Annotated in this window: 15 protein-coding genes; 6 read left to right on the plus strand and 9 right to left on the minus strand. The window is 71.2% G+C overall.

The window, feature by feature from the left end:
• Positions 1-28 precede the first annotated feature (28 nt).
• A complete protein-coding gene (locus ABZU69_RS12020; RefSeq protein ID WP_354964383.1) occupies positions 29-1,705 on the plus strand; it encodes an MDR family MFS transporter in 1,677 nt (558 codons plus the stop codon).
• Between the two features lie 45 nt (positions 1,706-1,750).
• Here the strand turns inward: ABZU69_RS12020 and ABZU69_RS12025 are convergent, their stop codons facing one another.
• Positions 1,751-2,383, minus strand: coding sequence for a TetR/AcrR family transcriptional regulator (locus ABZU69_RS12025; RefSeq protein ID WP_354964384.1), 633 nt, complete (start codon positions 2,381-2,383; stop codon positions 1,751-1,753).
• Positions 2,384-2,503: 120 nt separating this feature from the next.
• Here ABZU69_RS12025 and ABZU69_RS12030 point away from each other — a divergent pair, with 120 nt between their 5' ends.
• Complete coding sequence (locus tag ABZU69_RS12030; protein WP_354964385.1) at positions 2,504-3,535, plus strand: aldo/keto reductase; 1,032 nt, start codon at positions 2,504-2,506, stop codon at positions 3,533-3,535.
• Between the two features lie 58 nt (positions 3,536-3,593).
• On the opposite strand, the gene ABZU69_RS12035 is transcribed toward ABZU69_RS12030, so the two are convergent.
• A complete protein-coding gene (locus tag ABZU69_RS12035; protein ID WP_354964386.1) occupies positions 3,594-4,085 on the minus strand; it encodes an NUDIX domain-containing protein in 492 nt (163 codons plus the stop codon).
• A gap of 56 nt (positions 4,086-4,141) precedes the next feature.
• Between ABZU69_RS12035 and ABZU69_RS12040 the strand changes: the two genes are divergently transcribed.
• Positions 4,142-5,791, plus strand: a complete 1,650-nt coding sequence (locus ABZU69_RS12040; RefSeq protein WP_354964387.1) for a fatty acid--CoA ligase — start codon at positions 4,142-4,144, stop codon at positions 5,789-5,791.
• A gap of 186 nt (positions 5,792-5,977) precedes the next feature.
• On the opposite strand, the gene ABZU69_RS12045 is transcribed toward ABZU69_RS12040, so the two are convergent.
• From ABZU69_RS12045 to ABZU69_RS12070, 6 genes are all read right to left on the minus strand, one after another.
• Positions 5,978-6,988 carry an NADPH:quinone reductase gene (locus tag ABZU69_RS12045; protein ID WP_354964388.1) on the minus strand — a complete coding sequence of 337 codons (1,011 nt, stop codon included), beginning with the start codon at positions 6,986-6,988 and terminating at the stop codon, positions 5,978-5,980.
• A 159-nt stretch (positions 6,989-7,147) separates the two neighbouring features.
• Positions 7,148-7,804, minus strand: a complete 657-nt coding sequence (locus tag ABZU69_RS12050; protein WP_354964389.1) for an HAD family phosphatase — start codon at positions 7,802-7,804, stop codon at positions 7,148-7,150.
• A 31-nt stretch (positions 7,805-7,835) separates the two neighbouring features.
• On the minus strand, positions 7,836-8,660 hold the full coding sequence (locus tag ABZU69_RS12055; RefSeq protein WP_354964625.1) for a hypothetical protein: 825 nt from the start codon (positions 8,658-8,660) through the stop codon (positions 7,836-7,838).
• Between the two features lie 187 nt (positions 8,661-8,847).
• Positions 8,848-9,561 carry an FKBP-type peptidyl-prolyl cis-trans isomerase gene (locus ABZU69_RS12060; RefSeq protein WP_354964626.1) on the minus strand — a complete coding sequence of 238 codons (714 nt, stop codon included), beginning with the start codon at positions 9,559-9,561 and terminating at the stop codon, positions 8,848-8,850.
• A 111-nt stretch (positions 9,562-9,672) separates the two neighbouring features.
• The gene (locus tag ABZU69_RS12065) at positions 9,673-10,311 is read right to left on the minus strand and encodes a DUF4241 domain-containing protein (RefSeq protein WP_354964390.1); all 639 of its coding nucleotides are present in this window, start codon (positions 10,309-10,311) and stop codon (positions 9,673-9,675) included.
• A gap of 73 nt (positions 10,312-10,384) precedes the next feature.
• Positions 10,385-11,416 (minus strand): Ku protein, encoded by a 1,032-nt coding sequence (locus tag ABZU69_RS12070; RefSeq protein WP_354964391.1) that lies wholly within the window; start codon positions 11,414-11,416, stop codon positions 10,385-10,387.
• 85 nt (positions 11,417-11,501) lie between these two features.
• Here ABZU69_RS12070 and ligD (ABZU69_RS12075) point away from each other — a divergent pair, with 85 nt between their 5' ends.
• The 3 genes from ligD (ABZU69_RS12075) to ABZU69_RS12085 are packed head-to-tail and all read left to right on the plus strand — an operon-like array spanning position 11,502 to position 14,319.
• Positions 11,502-12,443 carry a non-homologous end-joining DNA ligase gene (gene ligD / locus ABZU69_RS12075; protein ID WP_354964392.1) on the plus strand — a complete coding sequence of 314 codons (942 nt, stop codon included), beginning with the start codon at positions 11,502-11,504 and terminating at the stop codon, positions 12,441-12,443.
• The gene (ligD, locus tag ABZU69_RS12080) at positions 12,433-13,344 is read left to right on the plus strand and encodes a non-homologous end-joining DNA ligase (RefSeq protein ID WP_354964393.1); all 912 of its coding nucleotides are present in this window, start codon (positions 12,433-12,435) and stop codon (positions 13,342-13,344) included. Before ligD (ABZU69_RS12075) ends, ligD (ABZU69_RS12080) begins: the two co-directional genes overlap by 11 nt.
• Before the next feature lie 30 nt (positions 13,345-13,374).
• Complete coding sequence (locus ABZU69_RS12085) at positions 13,375-14,319, plus strand: inositol-3-phosphate synthase (RefSeq protein ID WP_354964394.1); 945 nt, start codon at positions 13,375-13,377, stop codon at positions 14,317-14,319.
• 328 nt (positions 14,320-14,647) lie between these two features.
• Here the strand turns inward: ABZU69_RS12085 and ABZU69_RS12090 are convergent, their stop codons facing one another.
• The gene (locus ABZU69_RS12090) at positions 14,648-16,957 is read right to left on the minus strand and encodes an esterase-like activity of phytase family protein (RefSeq protein WP_354964395.1); all 2,310 of its coding nucleotides are present in this window, start codon (positions 16,955-16,957) and stop codon (positions 14,648-14,650) included.
• Positions 16,958-16,974: the final 17 nt, after the last annotated feature.

Below are 16,974 nucleotides of genomic sequence, written 5' to 3' on the forward strand. Positions count from 1 at the left end.
TTCCGCGTTGGTCGGGAAAGAAGGGCCCATGACCACCGAAGCCTCTGCCGCGCCGGTGCTGAGTCGCCAGCAGATCCGGCTGCTCATGATCGGTCTGATGACCGGCATGCTGCTGGCCGCCCTCGACCAGACCATCGTCGGCACGGCCCTGCCGACCATCGTCGGGGAGCTGGGCGGGATCAACCACTACTCGTGGGTGGTCACCGCCTACCTGCTCGCCTCGACCGCGTCGACACCCCTGTACGGCAAGATGGCCGACCTGTACGGGCGCCGCCCGGTCTTCCTCTTCTCGATCGGTACGTTCCTGGTCGGGTCGTTGCTGGCCGGTCTGTCGCAGAACATGACCCAGCTGATCATCACCCGGGGCATCCAGGGCCTGGGCGCGGGTGGTCTGTTGACGCTGGCGTTCACCATCATCTCGGACGTCGTCTCACCCCGGGAGCGGGGCCGCTACCAGGGGCTGTTCGGTGCGGTCTTCGGAATCTCGTCGGTGGCCGGTCCACTGGTCGGTGGTTACTTCGCGGAGACCGACTGGCGGTGGATCTTCTACATCAACGTGCCGCTGGCGATCCTGGCGATCGTGGTCTGCTACCACGTGATGCGGCTCATCCCGTTCGAGCGCCGGGACCACGCGATCGACTGGCTCGGCGCCGGCCTGCTGGTCGCCGGGGTGAGCAGCCTGCTGCTCGCGCTGAGCTGGGGTGGCAACGAGTACCCCTGGGGCTCTGGGGTGATCATCGGCCTGTTCGTCGCCGGCGCGGTGCTCGCCGTGCTGTTCCTGCTCCAGGAGGCCCGGGTCGCCGAGCCCATCCTGCCGCTGCGGCTGTTCCGCAGCGCGACCTTCGCGCTGGCCAACTCGGCCGGCTTCGTGCTCGGCCTGGTCATGTTCGGGTCGATCATCTTCATCCCGCTGTACCTGCAGATCGTCAAGGGCGCCTCACCGACCCGCAGCGGTCTGCTGATGCTGCCGATGATGGCCGGCATCATCGTCACCTCGATCCTCACCGGTCGGGCGATGAGCCGGATCGGAAGGTACAAGTGGTTCCCGGTCACCGGGTCGGCGATCCTGCTGATCGGCATGCTGCTGTTCACCCAACTGTCGGTGGGCACCTCGCTCTGGATCGCCTTCGGCTACATGGTGGTGATCGGCGTCGGCCTGGGGCTGTGCATGCAGTCACTGGTCCTCGCGGTGCAGAACGCGGTCTCCGTGCGCGACCTGGGCGCCGGCACCTCCTCGGCCACCTTCTTCCGGTCGCTGGGCGGTTCGTTCGGGGTGGCGATCCTCGGCGCGGTGCTCTCGTCCCGGCTCGCCGGAGGGCTGGGCGACCGGCTGCCCGGCGCGATCGCCCAGCTTCCGCCGCAGCAGCAGGCCGAGGTGGCGGCGAGCGGCGGCGCGAACATCTCGATCAACGATCCGGCAACCATCATGGCCCTGCCCGGGCCGGTCCGGTCGGCCATCCAGAACGCGTTCGTCGACGCGCTGGACATGGTCTTCCTGACCGCCGGCCTGATCGCGATCGTGGCCGTGCTGGTCACCCTGGCGCTGCCGAACGAACAGCTCCGGGGCGCCGGTCCGCAGGGCGCCAAGGGCGGCGCCGACCCGCTCGGCGGTGAGGCCCCGGCGCCGGGCGGCAAGCCGCTGACCCGCGAGTCGAAGGAGGAGGCGGCCGCCGACATGGAGGCCAAGTCCCAGACGATGATCTGACCGTGTCCACCTCGACCGCCCCGGCTGGTCCGGGGCGGTCGGTGGTCAGGCGGGGCGTCGGTAGGCGCCGTACCACCAGGTCGCGGCCAGCTCCCGGGCGGCCGCACCATCGACCTCGGGGTCGGCGGGGGTCAGGGCGACATGGTGCGCGAGGAACCGGTCGCCGCCGAGCACGATCAGCCGGCTCGCGGTCGCCGGGTCCAGGCTCGCCGGGGTACGACCGGCCCGCTGCTGGGCGCGGAGCACCTCCTCGGTACGCGCCATGAACCGCTCGAAACCGGCCGCCCAGTACTCCCGCACCACCTCGTCGTACGCGGCGACCTCGCTGATCGCCGCCAGCACCGGGGCGTACGTCCGGTAGATCCGGATCACGTCGCTGAAGACCTCGGTGAGCCGGTCGAGCGGGTCGCCGGGGTCGGCTGGATCCCATTCCTGGACCCGGTCGAAGGAGGTCTCCCGCATGCTGCCGGCCAGGCGCATGAGCAGCTCGCTCTTGTCCCGGAAGTGGATGTAGAAGGTCGAGCGGGCCACCCCCGCCTCGGCGGCGATGCGCTGGACGCCGAGGTCGGTGAAGCGGGCCCCCTCCTGGAGCAGCCGCTCGGTGGCGGCCAGCACCCGCGCTTCGACGGCGGCCCGACCGTCGGGGTTGCGCGGGCGGCGTCGGGTGATCGAGGGCATGGTCGAAATCCTAGGTGGCCGGGGGCGGAACGGGCGACGTACGCTCGTCACCGGACACACTGTCCGACATAGTGACCACGGGGTGGCCGAAGCAGGCCTCCGATCGACGAGGAGTAACGCGTGAAGTACCGACTGCTGGGCAACACCGGGGTGTACGTCTCGGAGATCTCGCTCGGCACGATGACCTTCGGCGGCAGCGGGCACCCGATCTGGGGCGGCCTCGGCGCGCTGGCGCTGCCCGACGCCCAGCGGCTGGTGGACACCGCGCTGGACGCGGGCGTCAACTTCGTCGACACCGCTGACACGTACAGCGAGGGCGAGAGCGAGGAACTGCTCGGCCAGGCGCTCGGCAAGCGGCGCCGCGACGTGGTGCTCGCCACCAAGGCGCACGCCCGGACCGGTCCCGGCCCGAACGACGTCGGCACCTCGCGGTTGCACACCATGCAGGCGTTGGAGGACAGCCTGCGACGGCTGCGCACCGATCACATCGACCTCTACCAGATCCACAACTTCGACCAGGTCACTCCGATGGAGGAGACACTGCGCGCGCTCGACGACGCGGTGCGGCAGGGCAAGGTCCGCTACATCGGTTGCGCGAACTTCGCCGCCTGGCAGATCTCCAAGGCGCTGGGCATCTCCGCGCGGGAGAAGCTGGCCGGTTTCGTCTCGGTGCAGTCGTACTACTCCCTGCTGGGCCGGGACGTGGAGCGCGACGTGGTGCCGATGGCGCTCGACGAGGGCGTCGGCCTCACCGTGTGGAGCCCCTTGGCCGGTGGCGTCCTCTCCGGCAAGGTCGGCCGGGACAGCGCGGTCGCCGACAGCGGCTCGCGCAGCGCCCAGCCTGGCTTCACCAACTTCCCGCCGGTGGACCGCGAGCGCGGGTTCGACGTGGTCGACGTGCTCAAGGGCGTCGCCGAGCGGCACGAGGTCAGCCCGGCCCGGGTGGCGGTCGCCTGGCTGCTGGCCCGGCCGGCCGTGACCAGCGTGATCGTCGGCGCCCGCAAGCAGGAGCAGTTGGTGGACAACATCGCCGCCACGGACCTGACGCTGACCGCGCAGGATCTCGCCGAGCTGGACGAGATCAGCAAGCTGCCCGTCGCGTACCCGAACTGGATCCAGGAGGCGTTCGCCGGGGTCCGCTACCCGCAGTGAGGCCTGTCGTCCGGTCCGGCGCTCACTGGCCGGGCCGGGCGGGCACGGCGGGTACGGCCTACTTGAGGATCAGCCGGTTGGTCTGCTCGAAGACGTCCAGGTCGGCCAGGGTCTCGGTGACCGAGGTGGAGAGCGGGGCGGGGAACCGGTCCCGGGGGAAGAAGCCGGCGTCGGTGGTCTCGTCGGTGAACCGCGACAACTGCCCGTCCCAATCCTCGACCCGGAACGCCGTGGTGAAGACCTGGTAGGTGTGCCCGTACATGTTGGTGCTGGTCCGGTCCGGGCCGGTGTAGAGGGCGAACGCGCAGACCCGCAACGCCCGGAGCCCGGTCTCCTCGCGGACCTCCCGCACCGCGCAGTCCGCGATCGACTCGCCCAGCTCCATCGCCCCGGCCGGCATGGCCCACTGGCCGTTGTCCGAGCGCTGGATCAGCAGGATGCGTCCGGCGTTGTCGCGGACCACGGCGCGGGCGCCGACGAACATCAGCGTCCGGTCCCCGGCCAGTGCGCGCAACTGCCCTACGTACGAGTCGGCCCAGGAGATGCTCACCTGCGACAATTTACGGGGGTTCCCAAGCTGTGACCGGCGACACTAGCTTGTTACCCATGCGTAGCACGATGATGGACGCCCCTCTGCAGGTCTCCCGGATCCTCGACCACGGCGCCACCGTGCACGGCACGGCCGAGGTGGTCACCTGGACCGGCGGGGAACCCCGCCGGATGACGTACGCCGAGGTGGGCCGTGCGGCCGCCCGGCTGGCACACGCGCTGCGCGACGAGTGCGGGGTGACCGGCGACGAGCGGGTCGCCACCTTCATGTGGAACAACAACGAGCACCTGGTCGCCTACTTCGCGGTGCCGAGCATGGGTGCGGTGCTGCACACCCTCAACATCCGGCTCTTTCCCGACCAGGTCGCCTACATCGCCAACCACGCAGAGGACCGGGTGGTGCTGGTCGACAGCACGCTCATCCCGCTGCTGGCCCGGGTGATCGGCGAACTGGCCACCGTGCGGCACGTGGTGGTGGTCGGCGGCGGCGACCCGGCGCCGTTGGTGGCGGCTGCCGGCGATCGGATCACCGTGCACCACTGGGACGCCCTGCTCGCCGACCGGCCCGAGGTGTTCGACTGGCCCGAGGTGGACGAGCGGGACGCCGCGGCGCTCTGCTACACCTCCGGCACCACCGGCAACCCGAAGGGCGTGGCCTACTCGCACCGGTCGATCTACCTGCACTCGTTGCAGGTCTGCATGCCGGAGGGCTTCGGTCTCGGGCCGACCGATCGGGAGCTGGCCATCGTGCCGATGTTCCACGCGATGTCGTGGGGGCTGCCGTACGCGGCGTTTCTCTCCGGCGCGTCGCTGATCATGCCGGACCGGTTCCTCCAGGCCGCGCCGATCGCCGAGATGATCGCCGCCGAGCGGCCCACCCTGGCCGGCGCGGTGCCGACCATCTGGACCGACCTGCTGGCCCACCTGGACAGCCACGAGGTGGACACCTCCTCGCTCAAGGAGGTGATCGTCGGGGGCTCGGCCTGCCCGCCGTCGCTGATGCACGCGTTCGACGAGCGGCACGGGATCGACGTCATCCACGCCTGGGGCATGACCGAGATGTCCCCGCTGGGTTCGGTCTCCCGTCCGCCGGCCGGCGCGACCGGGGAGCAGGCGTGGCGTTACCGCTACACGCAGGGCCGTGTGCCTGCGGGTGTGCAGGCGCGGATCGTTGGCCCGTTGGGCGAGCCGCTGCCCGCCGACGGCAAGGCCGTGGGCGAGCTGGAGGTCCGTGGACCGTGGGTGACCGCCCGGTACGTCGGTGACGACGCCCCGGACGAGGAGAAGTTCCGGGACGGCTGGCTGCGCACCGGCGACGTGGGCACCCTCTCTCCGGATGGATACATCACGCTGACCGACCGCGCCAAGGACGTGATCAAGTCCGGGGGTGAGTGGATCTCGTCGGTGGAGCTGGAGAACGCGCTGATGGCTCACCCGGCGGTGCTGGAGGCGTGCGTGGTTGGTGTGCCGGACGAGCGGTGGGACGAACGGCCGCTGGCCACCGTGGTGGTCCGGGAGGGCGCCTCGGTGACCGCCGAGGAGCTGCGTGACTTCCTGGCCAGCTCGGTGGCCCGCTGGCAACTGCCCGAGCGGTGGGCGTTCATCGACACGGTGCCGAAGACCAGCGTCGGCAAGTTCGACAAGAAGGTCGTCCGTTCGCGGTACGCCGGGGGCGAGCTGACGGTCCGGGAGCTGGCGGCCCCGTAACGTTTTCCCCGGCACCGTCGCCTGTTGGGGCAGGGGTGCTTCTGAACATTCCTCCCCAGGGGCGGCCCCGGCGTTCGCACCGCGCCGGGGCCGCCCGCTCCACGCGGGGCGACCCGCACCGTCATTGTTGCGAAACTTATTCGCCTCTGTCCTGATGACGGGGAAATTGGGTGGTCAGCGACCTGATCAGGCGTCACTGGTGCTGATCAGCACCTTGCCCACGGCCGAGTTCTCCACCGCCTGGTGCGCCGCGGCCGTCTCGGCCAGGCGGTGGTAGTGCAGCGGCAGGCCGGCCTCCACACCGACCCGGATGCCGCCCTGGTCGGCCGCCGCGGCCACGTCCCGCACGGCATGGGCCTTGGCCACCGTCGGCTCCGTGTAGACCAGCACGAACTGCCACCGGGCGTTCCGCATCATCGACGGCCGGATCGGGACGCTCACCTCGGGCTCGTCGTCGGCATAGACGCAGACCGAGCCACCGTTCCGGAGCACCTGCACGTCCGTCGGGGCGTTGCGGGCCGGGGAGACCTCGACGATCGTGTGCACCCCGTCGGGAGCGATCTTGCGTACCTCCTCGACCACGTCCTGCTCCCGGTAGTTGATCACGACGGAGGCGCCGGCCGACGCCGCGAGCTGCGCCTTCTCCGCGCTGCTCACCGTGGTGATCACCGTGGCGTCGGCCCAACGGGCGAGCTGGATCGCCGCGTTGCCGACCGCGCCCGCCCCGCCCTGCACCAGCACGGTGTGGTCGGCCAGCGCGCCGGCCCGCAACGTGTCCGGCATGAACTCGCCGGCGGTCAGACAGCGGTGCGCGGTGAGGAACGGGATCCCCAGGCTCGCGCCCAGGTCGAACGAGGCGTCGCCGAGACGGACCACCTGCCGGACCGGCACCAGCGTGTACTCCGCCGAGGTGCCCCACGGCCGCTGCCAGGCCGCCTCCCAGATCCAGACCCGCTCGCCGATCAGGTCCGGGTCCACCCCGGCGCCGACGGCCTCCACCACGCCCGCCCCGTCCTGCCCGGGGATCTGCCAGCCGGCCGGCAGGGGGAACGACCGGCGGGCCTTCCAGTCCGTCGGGTTCACGCCGGAGACCGCCACCCGGACCAGGACCTCGCCCGCCCCCGGCTCCGGCACCGGCCGGTCGACCAACTGCAGCACCGAAGGATCACCGGTGCGCTCGTACACGATGGCTTTCATCCGTGGTCTCCTCACCCGTCCGGCGGGTGGCACCCGGGTCGAGCACCGCCGGCTGCGGTACCCCGCTCAGTCCCCGTCATGCCGGCCCCACCGGTCCCTGAAAACCGTATAACCGCACCCGAGGCGGGAGGGACCGGACAACGGGTGACGTGGCGTACATCAGTCAGCCAGCTGATCCACCAGTTCGGGGGTCAGCTCACCGATCGCGCCCAGCGTCACCGCGGCCAGCCGGGCGGCGTCCGGGTCCAGCGGGTACGAACCGTGCGGCACTGCCACCACCCGCATCCCCGCCGCCGCGGCCGAACGCACCCCGTTGGACGAATCCTCCACCGCCACGCAGCGGGCCGGGTCGACGCCCAGCCGCCCCGCGACGCTCAGGTACACGTCCGGCGCCGGTTTGCCCCGCTCGGTCTCCTCGGTGGACAGGGTGGTGGCGAACGCGTCGGTCAGACCCGTGGCGGCCAGTGCAGCCGCGATCAGCCGGGTCGGCGAGGAACTGGCCAACCCCATTTGCCACCGCGCGGCCAGCCGGCGCACCACCTGGTCGGCGTTGTCGATCAGCGGTACGTGCTCCCGGTAGCGCCGGGTCATCTCCTCGACCACCTCGTCGGCGACCTGTCCGGCGGTGCGCGCCACGCCCAGCTCACCGCTGAGATAGTGGGCCCACTCGCTGGTGCTCATGCCCATCAGCCGGCGCTGGGTGTCCGGCTGCCAGGCTCCGCCGTGCGTCGCCACGTACGCCCGCCGGACCTCCTCCCACACCGGTTCGGAATCCACGATCACGCCGTCCAGGTCGAAGACCACCGCATCCACCACGGCCCCATCCTGCCGGACCGGGGGCCGTCGGTCAGCCGGGCAGTGCGGGCAGCCCGATCGGGCTGTCGGCCGGAATCAGGGTGTGGCAGGCCCGGGCCATCGGCTCCAGAAGGTTGCGCAGCCGGTCCGTGTCGTCCGGGCCGAGCGCCCGCCACGGGTGCTCGGCGGCCCGGTCGGTGGCGTCCTCGACAGCCTGGAAAGCGGCCCGGCCGTGTTCCGTGGCCTCGCCGTCCGTGCTCAGCCAGCCCCGCCGCGCCAGCCGCTCGCGGGCAGCCCGCCACTGCTCCTCGGACCAGCCCCGGCCCAGCAGGTTCTGCGGCGACATGTCCACCGCGACCCGCCAGGCCAGCGTCTCCACCGGGTCCAGGCCGGCGGCGACCAGCGCGGCCACGTGCCCGTCTCCCCGGTGCTCGCGCAGCGTGGTGGCGGCCTGCCAGAGCCGGGACAGCGGGTACTCCCCGATCGGCAACGCCGCGTTGACCGCGCCGAGCACCCGGCCGGCGGTCTGCGTCGCCGACGCGGCCCGCTCCAGCAGATCGGCGGCCTCCGCCAGGTGCGCCTCTGGCAGCTCGTAGGTCAGCTCCGCGAGGGCCTGCACGGCACCGGTCAGCCGGGCCCGCAGGGCCTCCTGCGGGCTGGCCAACCGCCAGATCGCCGGCAGTGCCCGGCTCACCATCGGCGGCGCGAAGCTGAAGAAGGCGGCGATCACCGGGGCCGCGTCGGTGGCGCCCAGCGGCGCGGACCGGCCGGCGAAGTAACCCCGCCAGTAGCCGCGCAGCCCGACCGCCTCGTACGCCGCTCGTGCCCGGGGGTGGAAGTAGGTGACAGCGTGCACCGGCTCGAAGTGCGCCCACATCAACCGGGCGATCCGCCCGGGCTCGTCCAGCGCCGTCACGTGCACCTCCGCGTCCCGTCCGGATGCTCACCCCGGGAGGCGAGCCTCCCGGGGTGACGCCGAACCTACTGCCGGTGGGTGACGGGCCGGAAGCCCCATGTGAACAACTCCATCGCGCCCGGGCGAACACCGGGGCGATCCGGACGGGTCACTGGGCGGCGAGCACATCCACCACGAAGCGCAGCGGGCCTTCCGGCCGACCCATGGCGGCGGCGTCCTTGCCGTACGCCAGCTCGGACGGGATGTCGAGCTGCACCCGGCTGCCCACGGTCACGCCGACCAGGCCTTGGTCCCAGCCGGGGATGACCTGTTCCACGCCGATCGGGAAGGTGGCCGGCTGGCCGGCCTTCCAGGAGGAGTCGAACTCCTTGCCGTCCTTGTAGAAGACGCCCACGTAGTTCGTGGTGATGGTCTGGCCCTTCTGCACCGCCGGGCCGGTGCCCTTGATCAGGGGAGTCACCGTGAGCTTCTTCAGCTCGCCCTTGCCCGCCTCGACGGTCGGCTTGCTGCCCAGCGCCGGGTCGACGTCCGCCGGCAGCTGCGGTGCGGGAGGCGCGGCGGCCTCGTCCGGGGCCGGGGCGGACGCGGAGGCGGACGGTGTCGCGTCAGCCTGGTTCGCGGGCTTGTCGTCGCCCCCACCGACCAGCACGAAGACGGTGATCAGCACCGCCACCACGGCGATGCCGGCCAGCCCACCGGCCCACGCCTGACGGCGCCGCTTCGCCTCGGCCGCCTTCTGCGCGGCCAGCTGGGCGGCCAGCCGCCGCCCCGCCTTGGTTGCCGGACTCTGGCCCTCCGACCGGTTCTGCTTCGTGCTCTCGCTCACGTCGTCGACTCCCTGCTGCGAAGGTGTGGCCGGCACCCGGTGCCGGGGGGAAAGCCGACGCACACGGTACCCGCCTGACGGCCCACCGTGCCCACCCCGGACCGCCCGGATCGCTCTGCGGGCGCTCGCCCCGAGCCGGCGTGACGGTTATTCCGGCACCACCATGAAGTCCGTCACGAACGATGTCACCCCGCCATCGGTGGCCCGCCCGATCCAGGTGCCGTAGCAGCCGTCACCCCATCCCGTGGCGACGGTCACGACGTTGGCGCCGGTGGCCTCCTCCAGCACCGCGGTGATCAACCCCGGGACCGGTGAGGCGGGCAGCTCGGCCGGGATGAAGACCTTTTCCACCTGGTCTTCGTCCCAGGCTTCCAGGGCGGTGAGCGCCGTCGGGTCGGCGAGGGTGCCGGCGCCGGCGTCCACCCCGTACCCGAAGTAGTCGTCCGCGCCGAGGCTGGCGACGTCCTGGTCGCCGGCGACAGCCGGCTCCCAGCGCACCGTCGGCGCGTCCCGGACCACCAGCTCCAGCGCGGCCACCCGGCGGTCCACCTCGGCGTCCTCCCGGAGCACCACGGCCACCCAGGCGCGGGCGGGATGCCGCCCCGGGGGCACGGTGACCGTGAACGGCTCGGCCTCCGGGCAGACCAGCGGGTCACACCCGACCACCTGGCCGGTCGGCAGCACGATGTCGCCCACCGGGTGGGCCTCGATCACGTACGAGCCGTGCGCGTCGGTGAAGCGAGCGCCGGGCGTCAACAACCGGTCCAGATCAGGGGTGTACGGCATGGCGGCTCCTCCGGTGGCCAGCGGCCGGCGGAGCGTACCCGGTTCGGCCGACGCCTCCGTCGCTGCCGTGTGGTCAGGCGGTCTTGCGGGGTGCCGTCTTCCGGGCCGCCGTCTTCTTCGCCGGCTCCGCCTTCTTCGCGGGAGTCTTCTTGGCGGCCTTCTTCGCCGGTTCGGCCTTGGCCGCGGCCGTCTTCTTCTCGGCGGTCTTCTTCGCCGCGGTCTTCTTCGCGGGCGCCTTCGCCGCCTTCTTCTCGGCCGCCTTCTTGGCCGAGCGGGCCGACGAGATGGGCGTCGGCTCGCCGCCGCCACCACGGGCCGGCTGCTCGCCGCGGGCCGTCCGAGCCCGGTCCACCGATGCCTTCAGCGCGGCCATCAGGTCCACCGCCGCGGCCGGCGCCTCCTCCACCTCTTCCGGCTGCACGACCTCCCGACCCTCCACCTTGGCGTCGATGACCTCCTGCAACGCCGCCCGGTAGTCGTCGGTGAAGACGTCCGGCTCGAACTCACCGGTCATCGAGTCGATTAGGGAACTCGCCATCGCCAGCTCCGGCGGGCGCACCTTGAGGTCCTCGTCGAGGAAGCCGAAATCCGCCGTCCGGATCTCGTCCGGCCAGAGCATGGTGTTGAGCAGCAGCACGCCCTCGCGGACCCGGAGCGTGGCGAGCTGCTCCCGCTGGCGCAGCGCGACCTTGACGATGGCCACCCGCTCCGAGTCGAGTAGCGCGTCGCGCAGCAGCACGTACGGCTTGGTCGCCGTGCCCTCCGGCTCCAGGAAGTACGCCTTGTTGTAGAGGATCGGGTCGACCTGGTCGGCCGGGACGAACTCCAGCACGTCGATCGCGCGCGAGCTGGTCAGCGGCAGGTCGGCGAAGTCCTCGTCGGTGAGGATCACCATCTCCCCGCCGCCGATGTCGTAGCCCTTGGCGATGTCGTCGTAGGTGACCTCCTCGCCGCAGACCGAGCAGGTGCGCTTGTACCGGATCCGGCCGCCGTCCTCACGGTGCACCTGGTGGAACCGGATGTCCTTCTCCTCGGTCGCGGAGTAGAGCTTCACCCCGATCGAGACGAGCCCGAACGACACGGCTCCCTTCCAGATGGCCCGCATCCTCTGCTCCCTTCCCCGGTATCGACCATGCTCGCATCCGAAGGAACCGGACGCGAGGTGTTCGGCCTGCTACTACAGTCGGGTCGTGCCCGGCGCGCCGCTCAAGCCGATGCTCGCGATGACCGGGCCGCTCCCGGCGGGTGACGGCTGGGCGTACGAGTTCAAGTGGGACGGTGTCCGCGCGCTGGCCGACATCTCGGCCGGCGGCCAGCACCTGTACGCCCGTTCCGGCGTGGAGATCACCGCCGCGTACCCCGAACTGGCCACCCTGTCTGAGCAGGTCGACGACGCGCTGCTCGACGGTGAGGTGGTGCTGCTCGGTGAGGGTGGGCAGCCGTCGTTCACCGCGCTGGCCGAACGGATGCACGTCCGGGACCGGAACAAAGCGGCCCGGTTGGCGGCGGTCATGCCGGTGACGTACATGATCTTCGACCTGCTCCGGCTGAACGGCGACGACCTGACCGGCTGGCCGTATGAGCGCCGTCGGGAGGCTCTGGACGGGCTCGCTCTCGGCGGTGCCCGGTGGGCCGTGCCGCCGGTCTTCGCCGACGGTCCGGCCACCTACGAGGCGGCCAGCGAGCACGGACTGGAGGGGGTGATGGCCAAGCGGGTCGGCGCCGTCTACCGCCCCGGGGTGCGCTCGCCGGACTGGGTGAAGGTCAAGCTGGAGGTGACCGGCGACTTCGTCATCGGCGGCTGGCGACCGGGCGCGCGCCGGATCGGTGGGCTGCTGGTCGGGGTACCCGGGCCGGACGGCCGGTTGATCTACCGGGGCCGGGTGGGAGGTGGGATCGGCGCGGCCATCGAACGGCAGCTCCTCGCCGAGCTGGAGCCACTGCGCTCCGGCGTGTCACCGTTCGCGCCGGGTGTGCCACGCGAGGATGCCCGGGGTGCCATCTGGGTAACTCCCCGGGTGGTGGTGGAGGTGAAGTACGGCCAGCGCACCCCGGACGGCCGACTGCGCTTCCCCCGGGTGCTGCGGTTGCGCCCGGACAAGCCGCCGGAGGAGGTCGACGATGCCAGCTGACCGGTTGCGGGTGGACGTCGAGGGCCGCGCGCTGGACCTGTCCAATCTGGACAAGGTGCTCTATCCGTCGGCCGGCTTCACCAAGGGCGAGGTGATCGACTACTACACGCGGATCTCGCCGGTGCTGCTGCCGCACCTGCGGGACCGGGCACTCACCCGGATCAGGTTCCCCAACGGGGTCGACGACAAGTCGTTCTTCGAGAAGAACAAGCCGGCCGCGACGCCGGACTGGGTACGGGTGGAGACGCTGCCCGCGCCGGGGTCGACCAAGGGTCGGGAGACCATCGACTACGTGGTCGCCGACGACCTGCCGACGCTGGTCTGGCTGGCCAACCTGGCCGCGCTGGAGATGCACACGCCGCAGTGGAAGGTCGGCGAGCACCCGGACATGATGGTGGTGGACCTGGACCCGGGCCCACCGGCCGGGCTCGCCGAGTGCTGCCCGGTGGCGGTGCTGATGCGCGACCGGCTCGCTCTGGACGGGATCGAGTCGTACCCGAAGACGTCCGGCAAGAAGGGCATGCAACTCTGCTGCCCGATCGCCGGCATCCAGTCCTCCGATCTCGTTTCGGACTACGCCCGGCGGATCGCTCAGGAACTGGAGAAGGCGCACCCGAAGCTGATCGTGTCGAAGATGGCGAAGAACCTGCGCCCGGGGAAGGTCTTCATCGACTGGAGTCAGAACAACGCGGCGAAGACCACCGTGGCGCCGTACTCCCTGCGGGCACAGTCGATGCCATCGGTGTCGACGCCACTGACCTGGGACGAGGTCGAGGCCGGCGCCCGCGGCCGGAAGCCGGCCGTCCGCCAGTTCACCGCCGCCGAGGTGCTGGACCGGGTCGAGGAGTACGGCGACCTGCTCGCCCCGCTGCTCGACGGTGGCCCGGAACTGCCCGTCTGAGGCGATGCCGGCTCTCGTACCCTCGTGCCCATGGTCGAACGGGTGAGAGTTGCGGTCGCGGGAGTCGGTAACAACACGTCAGCATTGGTGCAGGGGATTGCTCTCTACCGCCAGACCGGCAGCCTGGTGGGTGTTCGTAGGCCGATGATCGACGGTCTCGGGGTGGCCGACATCGATTTCGTCGCGGCTTTCGCCACCTCCGCGGAGAAGATTGGCAAGGACCTGACCGAGGCGATCTTCGTGGCGCCCAACAACTTCCCCCGTCTCGACTGCGATCTTCCCAGGGCGGACGTGCCCGTAACCAGGGGCCTTGTCGATGCGACTGAGGTGGATCGGGTGGCAGCGGCGTTGGCCGGGGCGGAGGTGCTGCTCTACTCCGCACCGAGCGGCCGGCCGGAGACCGCCCGGGCCTACGCCGAGGCGGCCTGCAAAGCGGGTGTCGCCTTCGTCAACACCACGTCCGACGCGATAGCCCGCGACCCGATGTGGGGGGAACGGTTCCAGGAGGCCGGCCTGCCGTTGCTCGGTGACGACCTGGCCAGCCAGTTCGGCACCTCGGTGGTGCACAACGCGTTGCTGCGGTTGCTCGAGGAGCGGGGGCTCACCCTGGTGAGTTCATATCAGGTCAATCTGGGAGGTACCGAAGACTTCCGGAACCTGGTTGAGAACTCCAATACCAAGAAGCAGTCCAAGCTCAATGCGCTGTCGGCGGCTGACAAGGTCGAACTGGCTCCGCTCGGATACCTACCGCATCTGAAGTCGCAGAAGGTGGCGCATCTCAACATCGAGGCGCAGGGTTGGGGTGAGACGGCGATAAGCCTTGACGTGAAGCTGAAGGTGCATGACCCGAGCGGTGCTGCCGGCGTCAACATCGATCTGATTCGCATGGCGGCGAGCGCGCTCCGAGCTGGGCGCGGCGGTTATCTCGCCGAGGCGTCGTCGCTGCTTAAGTCCCCGCCTGGCACGGCGATCTGACCCTCAGGCCACCGTGACGGTGGGTGTCCGGATGGCGTGGCGGGTGCTCGTCACTGAGCGCGACGGGCATCGGTGCCCCCGGCCAGACCGCTCAACCCCTTTGCTCTGCTTACACGGGCGCAACACCACGTTGAGCTGCGGCTTCACGATGGCTTGCGTGGGCGGTGGCCATACCTGTGCTCGCGGAGTGTGAGTGTTGCGTATAGGTAAGCAGAGCAAAGGGTCTGGGGTGGGTGCGGCGGCCGGGGCCCGGAATCAAATCACCCTGCGTGATCGGCCCGGCGCCCCCTCGCGGTGGACGCCGGGCCGAGAGGCACGCGGTGAGGGGTCAGTCGCGGCCGAAGACCTTGCGGCTGGAGCCCAGCCGCAGGAGCACCGTCTCGCCGGTGGCGTCCTGGACCGCGTCGTTGTCGGTGATGGCGTAGACCTCGCCGTCGCCGGCCACGGTCAGGCCCTCCAGCTTCTCCTGCGTCCACCCGTTGGTGGCACGCAGCGCGGGCAGCACGTCGACGGCGAGCGTCTTCGGCAGCACCCGCAGCGGGCCGGGCGCCGCGGCCCCGCCCGGCAGCGGCACCGTGTAGATCCGCTTCACCGTGGCGGCGGGGCCGTTCAGCTTGTCCCGCTCGATGACCGCGAGCCGGTCGCCGACCACGGTGATCTCGGAGAGGCCCATCCAGTCACCCGGGACGCTGGTGGCGCCCAACCGGTAACCGAACCAGCTCCAGGTGCCGGCCGCGACGTCGTACCGGCCCAGCCGGACCACGCCGGCCGGGTCGGTGCTCAGCTCGCGCTGCACGGCCACCCAGACGATCTCCCTGCCCTGCCGGTCGGTGGTCGCGGTGACCCCCTCCAGGCCCTGCTTGGCCAGACCGGCGGCGACCTCCGTGGGCAGCGCGACGGTCTGCCGGGTGACCCCGGCGTCGTCCAGCCGGACCAGCTTGTTCTCCGGGCCCTTGGCGCCCTCGACAGCGAGCCAGAAGCCGCCCTGCGGACGGGCGAAGATGCCCTCCGCGTCGTACCCGACCGGTGCGCCGGTCGCGTCCTTCACCGGCAGCGCACCGGTGATCACGGCCGGCGTCCGCTTCGCGTCGATGGTGAGGATCCGGGTCTGGCTGTACGCCGCGTCGGTGACGCTGTAGAGCTGGTCCCGCTTGCCGGGTGCCGCGGTCAGCGCGCCGAGGGCGCCCCAACCGATCGGCGTACCCGCCCGGTCGGTGCCGGAGACGATGCTCGGGAACGCCGGAGTGCCCCGGCCCAGCTGGTAGAGCGACACCGAGGCGCGGACGCCGACCGAGGCGTCGTCCTCCTCGCTGGAGACGGCGAGCAGCCCCCGCGACGGGATGGGCAGCAGCCCCTCCGGTCCGTTGGTGGCCGGCAGCACCTGCCGGAACCGCGGGTCGGTCGGCCGGCTCAGGTCGTAGACGGCGACGAAGTTGCTGCGCTCCGAGCCGACGAACGCGTACCGCACGCCGTCGTACTCGGCGACGGCGACGCCCTCCGGCTCGGTGCCCTTCTTCGCGGCCCGGTCCTCGTTGTGCAGCCCGTACGTGACGGCGAGCCGCTCGAAGGTGTTGCCGGCGTCCCAGGCGACCCGCCCGCTGCGGCTGTCGAAGACGGACCAGCCGCGGGTGCCGCCCCGCCAGTCACCCTCGTTCGCCGTGGCGAGGTAGCGGTCGTCGATCCAGGCCACCGCGTCCGGCTCGCGCGGCACATCGGTGATGCCGCCGGTCAGGTTGATCGTGCCGTCCTTGACGGTGTCGATCCCGCTGATCGTCGCCGTGCCGGCGCTGAACACCTTGGTGACCCGGCCGGTGGGCAGGTCGACCAGGGCGACGCCGTTGTTCTCCTGAAGCGTCACCGCCAGCTGGTTAAGGCTGTTGATCGAGACGTACTCCGGCTCCGGGTCGGTCGGCGCGGCGAGGCCGGCCTGGACCAGGGCGGGCAGGGCGCTCCCGTCGGCGCCGGTCAACGGGACCGGCCGCAGCCGCCAACCGGCCGGGGTCTTGCCGGCGAGATCGACGATCTGCACGAAGCCCGCGGGTGCCTGCGGCAGGTCGCCCTCCTCGCCGCCGGGCGGGGTGGCCTCCTCGTCGCGCTCGTTCTCGATGGCGATCGCGGCGTACCGCTGGTCCTTGCTGATCGCGATCGAGTCGGGCTGGCCGCCGAGGTCGAAGCTCGCGACCCGCTTGCGGCTGACCAGCTCGATCACGTCCAGCCGGCCGGACGGCTCGGTGTAGCTGCTGCTGGTGTTCACCACCACCATTACGTACTTCCCGACCACGGCGACCGAGGTCGGCTCGTCCTCGGCGTTGCCGAGCTGCGCCAGGGAGAGGGTGCCGAGGCCGCGCGGCCGGTCGGCCCGGGAGATGTCGAGGAAGCCGATCCGTCGGGCCAGCGCGTCCGTGTGAACCAGGGTCCGGCCGTCCGGGCTGACCGCCGAGATCTCGGCGACCGTCGGGGTCGCCGGGTCCTCACCGGCCGGACGGTTCTGAAAGACCGGGTACGTGGCAACCCGATCGAAGGCGCGCGACGTGTCCGAGTGGTGGTGTCCGCCGGCCGACGCGGGGGTGACACCGGTCAGGCTGGCGGCAGCGACACCGGCCGCGGTGAGCGCGGTGAATGCTCTTCTGAATGTCAAGGACTTCCTCCGTTAGG

This window comes from Micromonospora sp. NPDC005206, assembly GCF_040608175.1.
GTDB lineage: Bacteria > Actinomycetota > Actinomycetes > Mycobacteriales > Micromonosporaceae > Micromonospora.

Excerpts from the sequence above, each read along its gene's own strand:
- ABZU69_RS12040 (WP_354964387.1), top strand. The coding sequence starts at position 4,142 with ATGCGTAGCACGATGATGGACGCCCCTCTGCAGGTCTCCCGGATCCTC.
- ABZU69_RS12020 (WP_354964383.1), top strand. The coding sequence starts at position 29 with ATGACCACCGAAGCCTCTGCCGCGCCGGTGCTGAGTCGCCAGCAGATC.
- ABZU69_RS12045 (WP_354964388.1), bottom strand. The coding sequence starts at position 6,988 with ATGAAAGCCATCGTGTACGAGCGCACCGGTGATCCTTCGGTGCTGCAG.
- ABZU69_RS12070 (WP_354964391.1), bottom strand. The coding sequence starts at position 11,416 with ATGCGGGCCATCTGGAAGGGAGCCGTGTCGTTCGGGCTCGTCTCGATC.
- ABZU69_RS12065 (WP_354964390.1), bottom strand. The coding sequence starts at position 10,311 with ATGCCGTACACCCCTGATCTGGACCGGTTGTTGACGCCCGGCGCTCGC.
- ABZU69_RS12055 (WP_354964625.1), bottom strand. The coding sequence starts at position 8,660 with ATGTGGGCGCACTTCGAGCCGGTGCACGCTGTCACCTACTTCCACCCC.
- ligD (WP_354964393.1), top strand. The coding sequence starts at position 12,433 with ATGCCAGCTGACCGGTTGCGGGTGGACGTCGAGGGCCGCGCGCTGGAC.
- ABZU69_RS12025 (WP_354964384.1), bottom strand. The coding sequence starts at position 2,383 with ATGCCCTCGATCACCCGACGCCGCCCGCGCAACCCCGACGGTCGGGCC.
- ABZU69_RS12085 (WP_354964394.1), top strand. The coding sequence starts at position 13,375 with ATGGTCGAACGGGTGAGAGTTGCGGTCGCGGGAGTCGGTAACAACACG.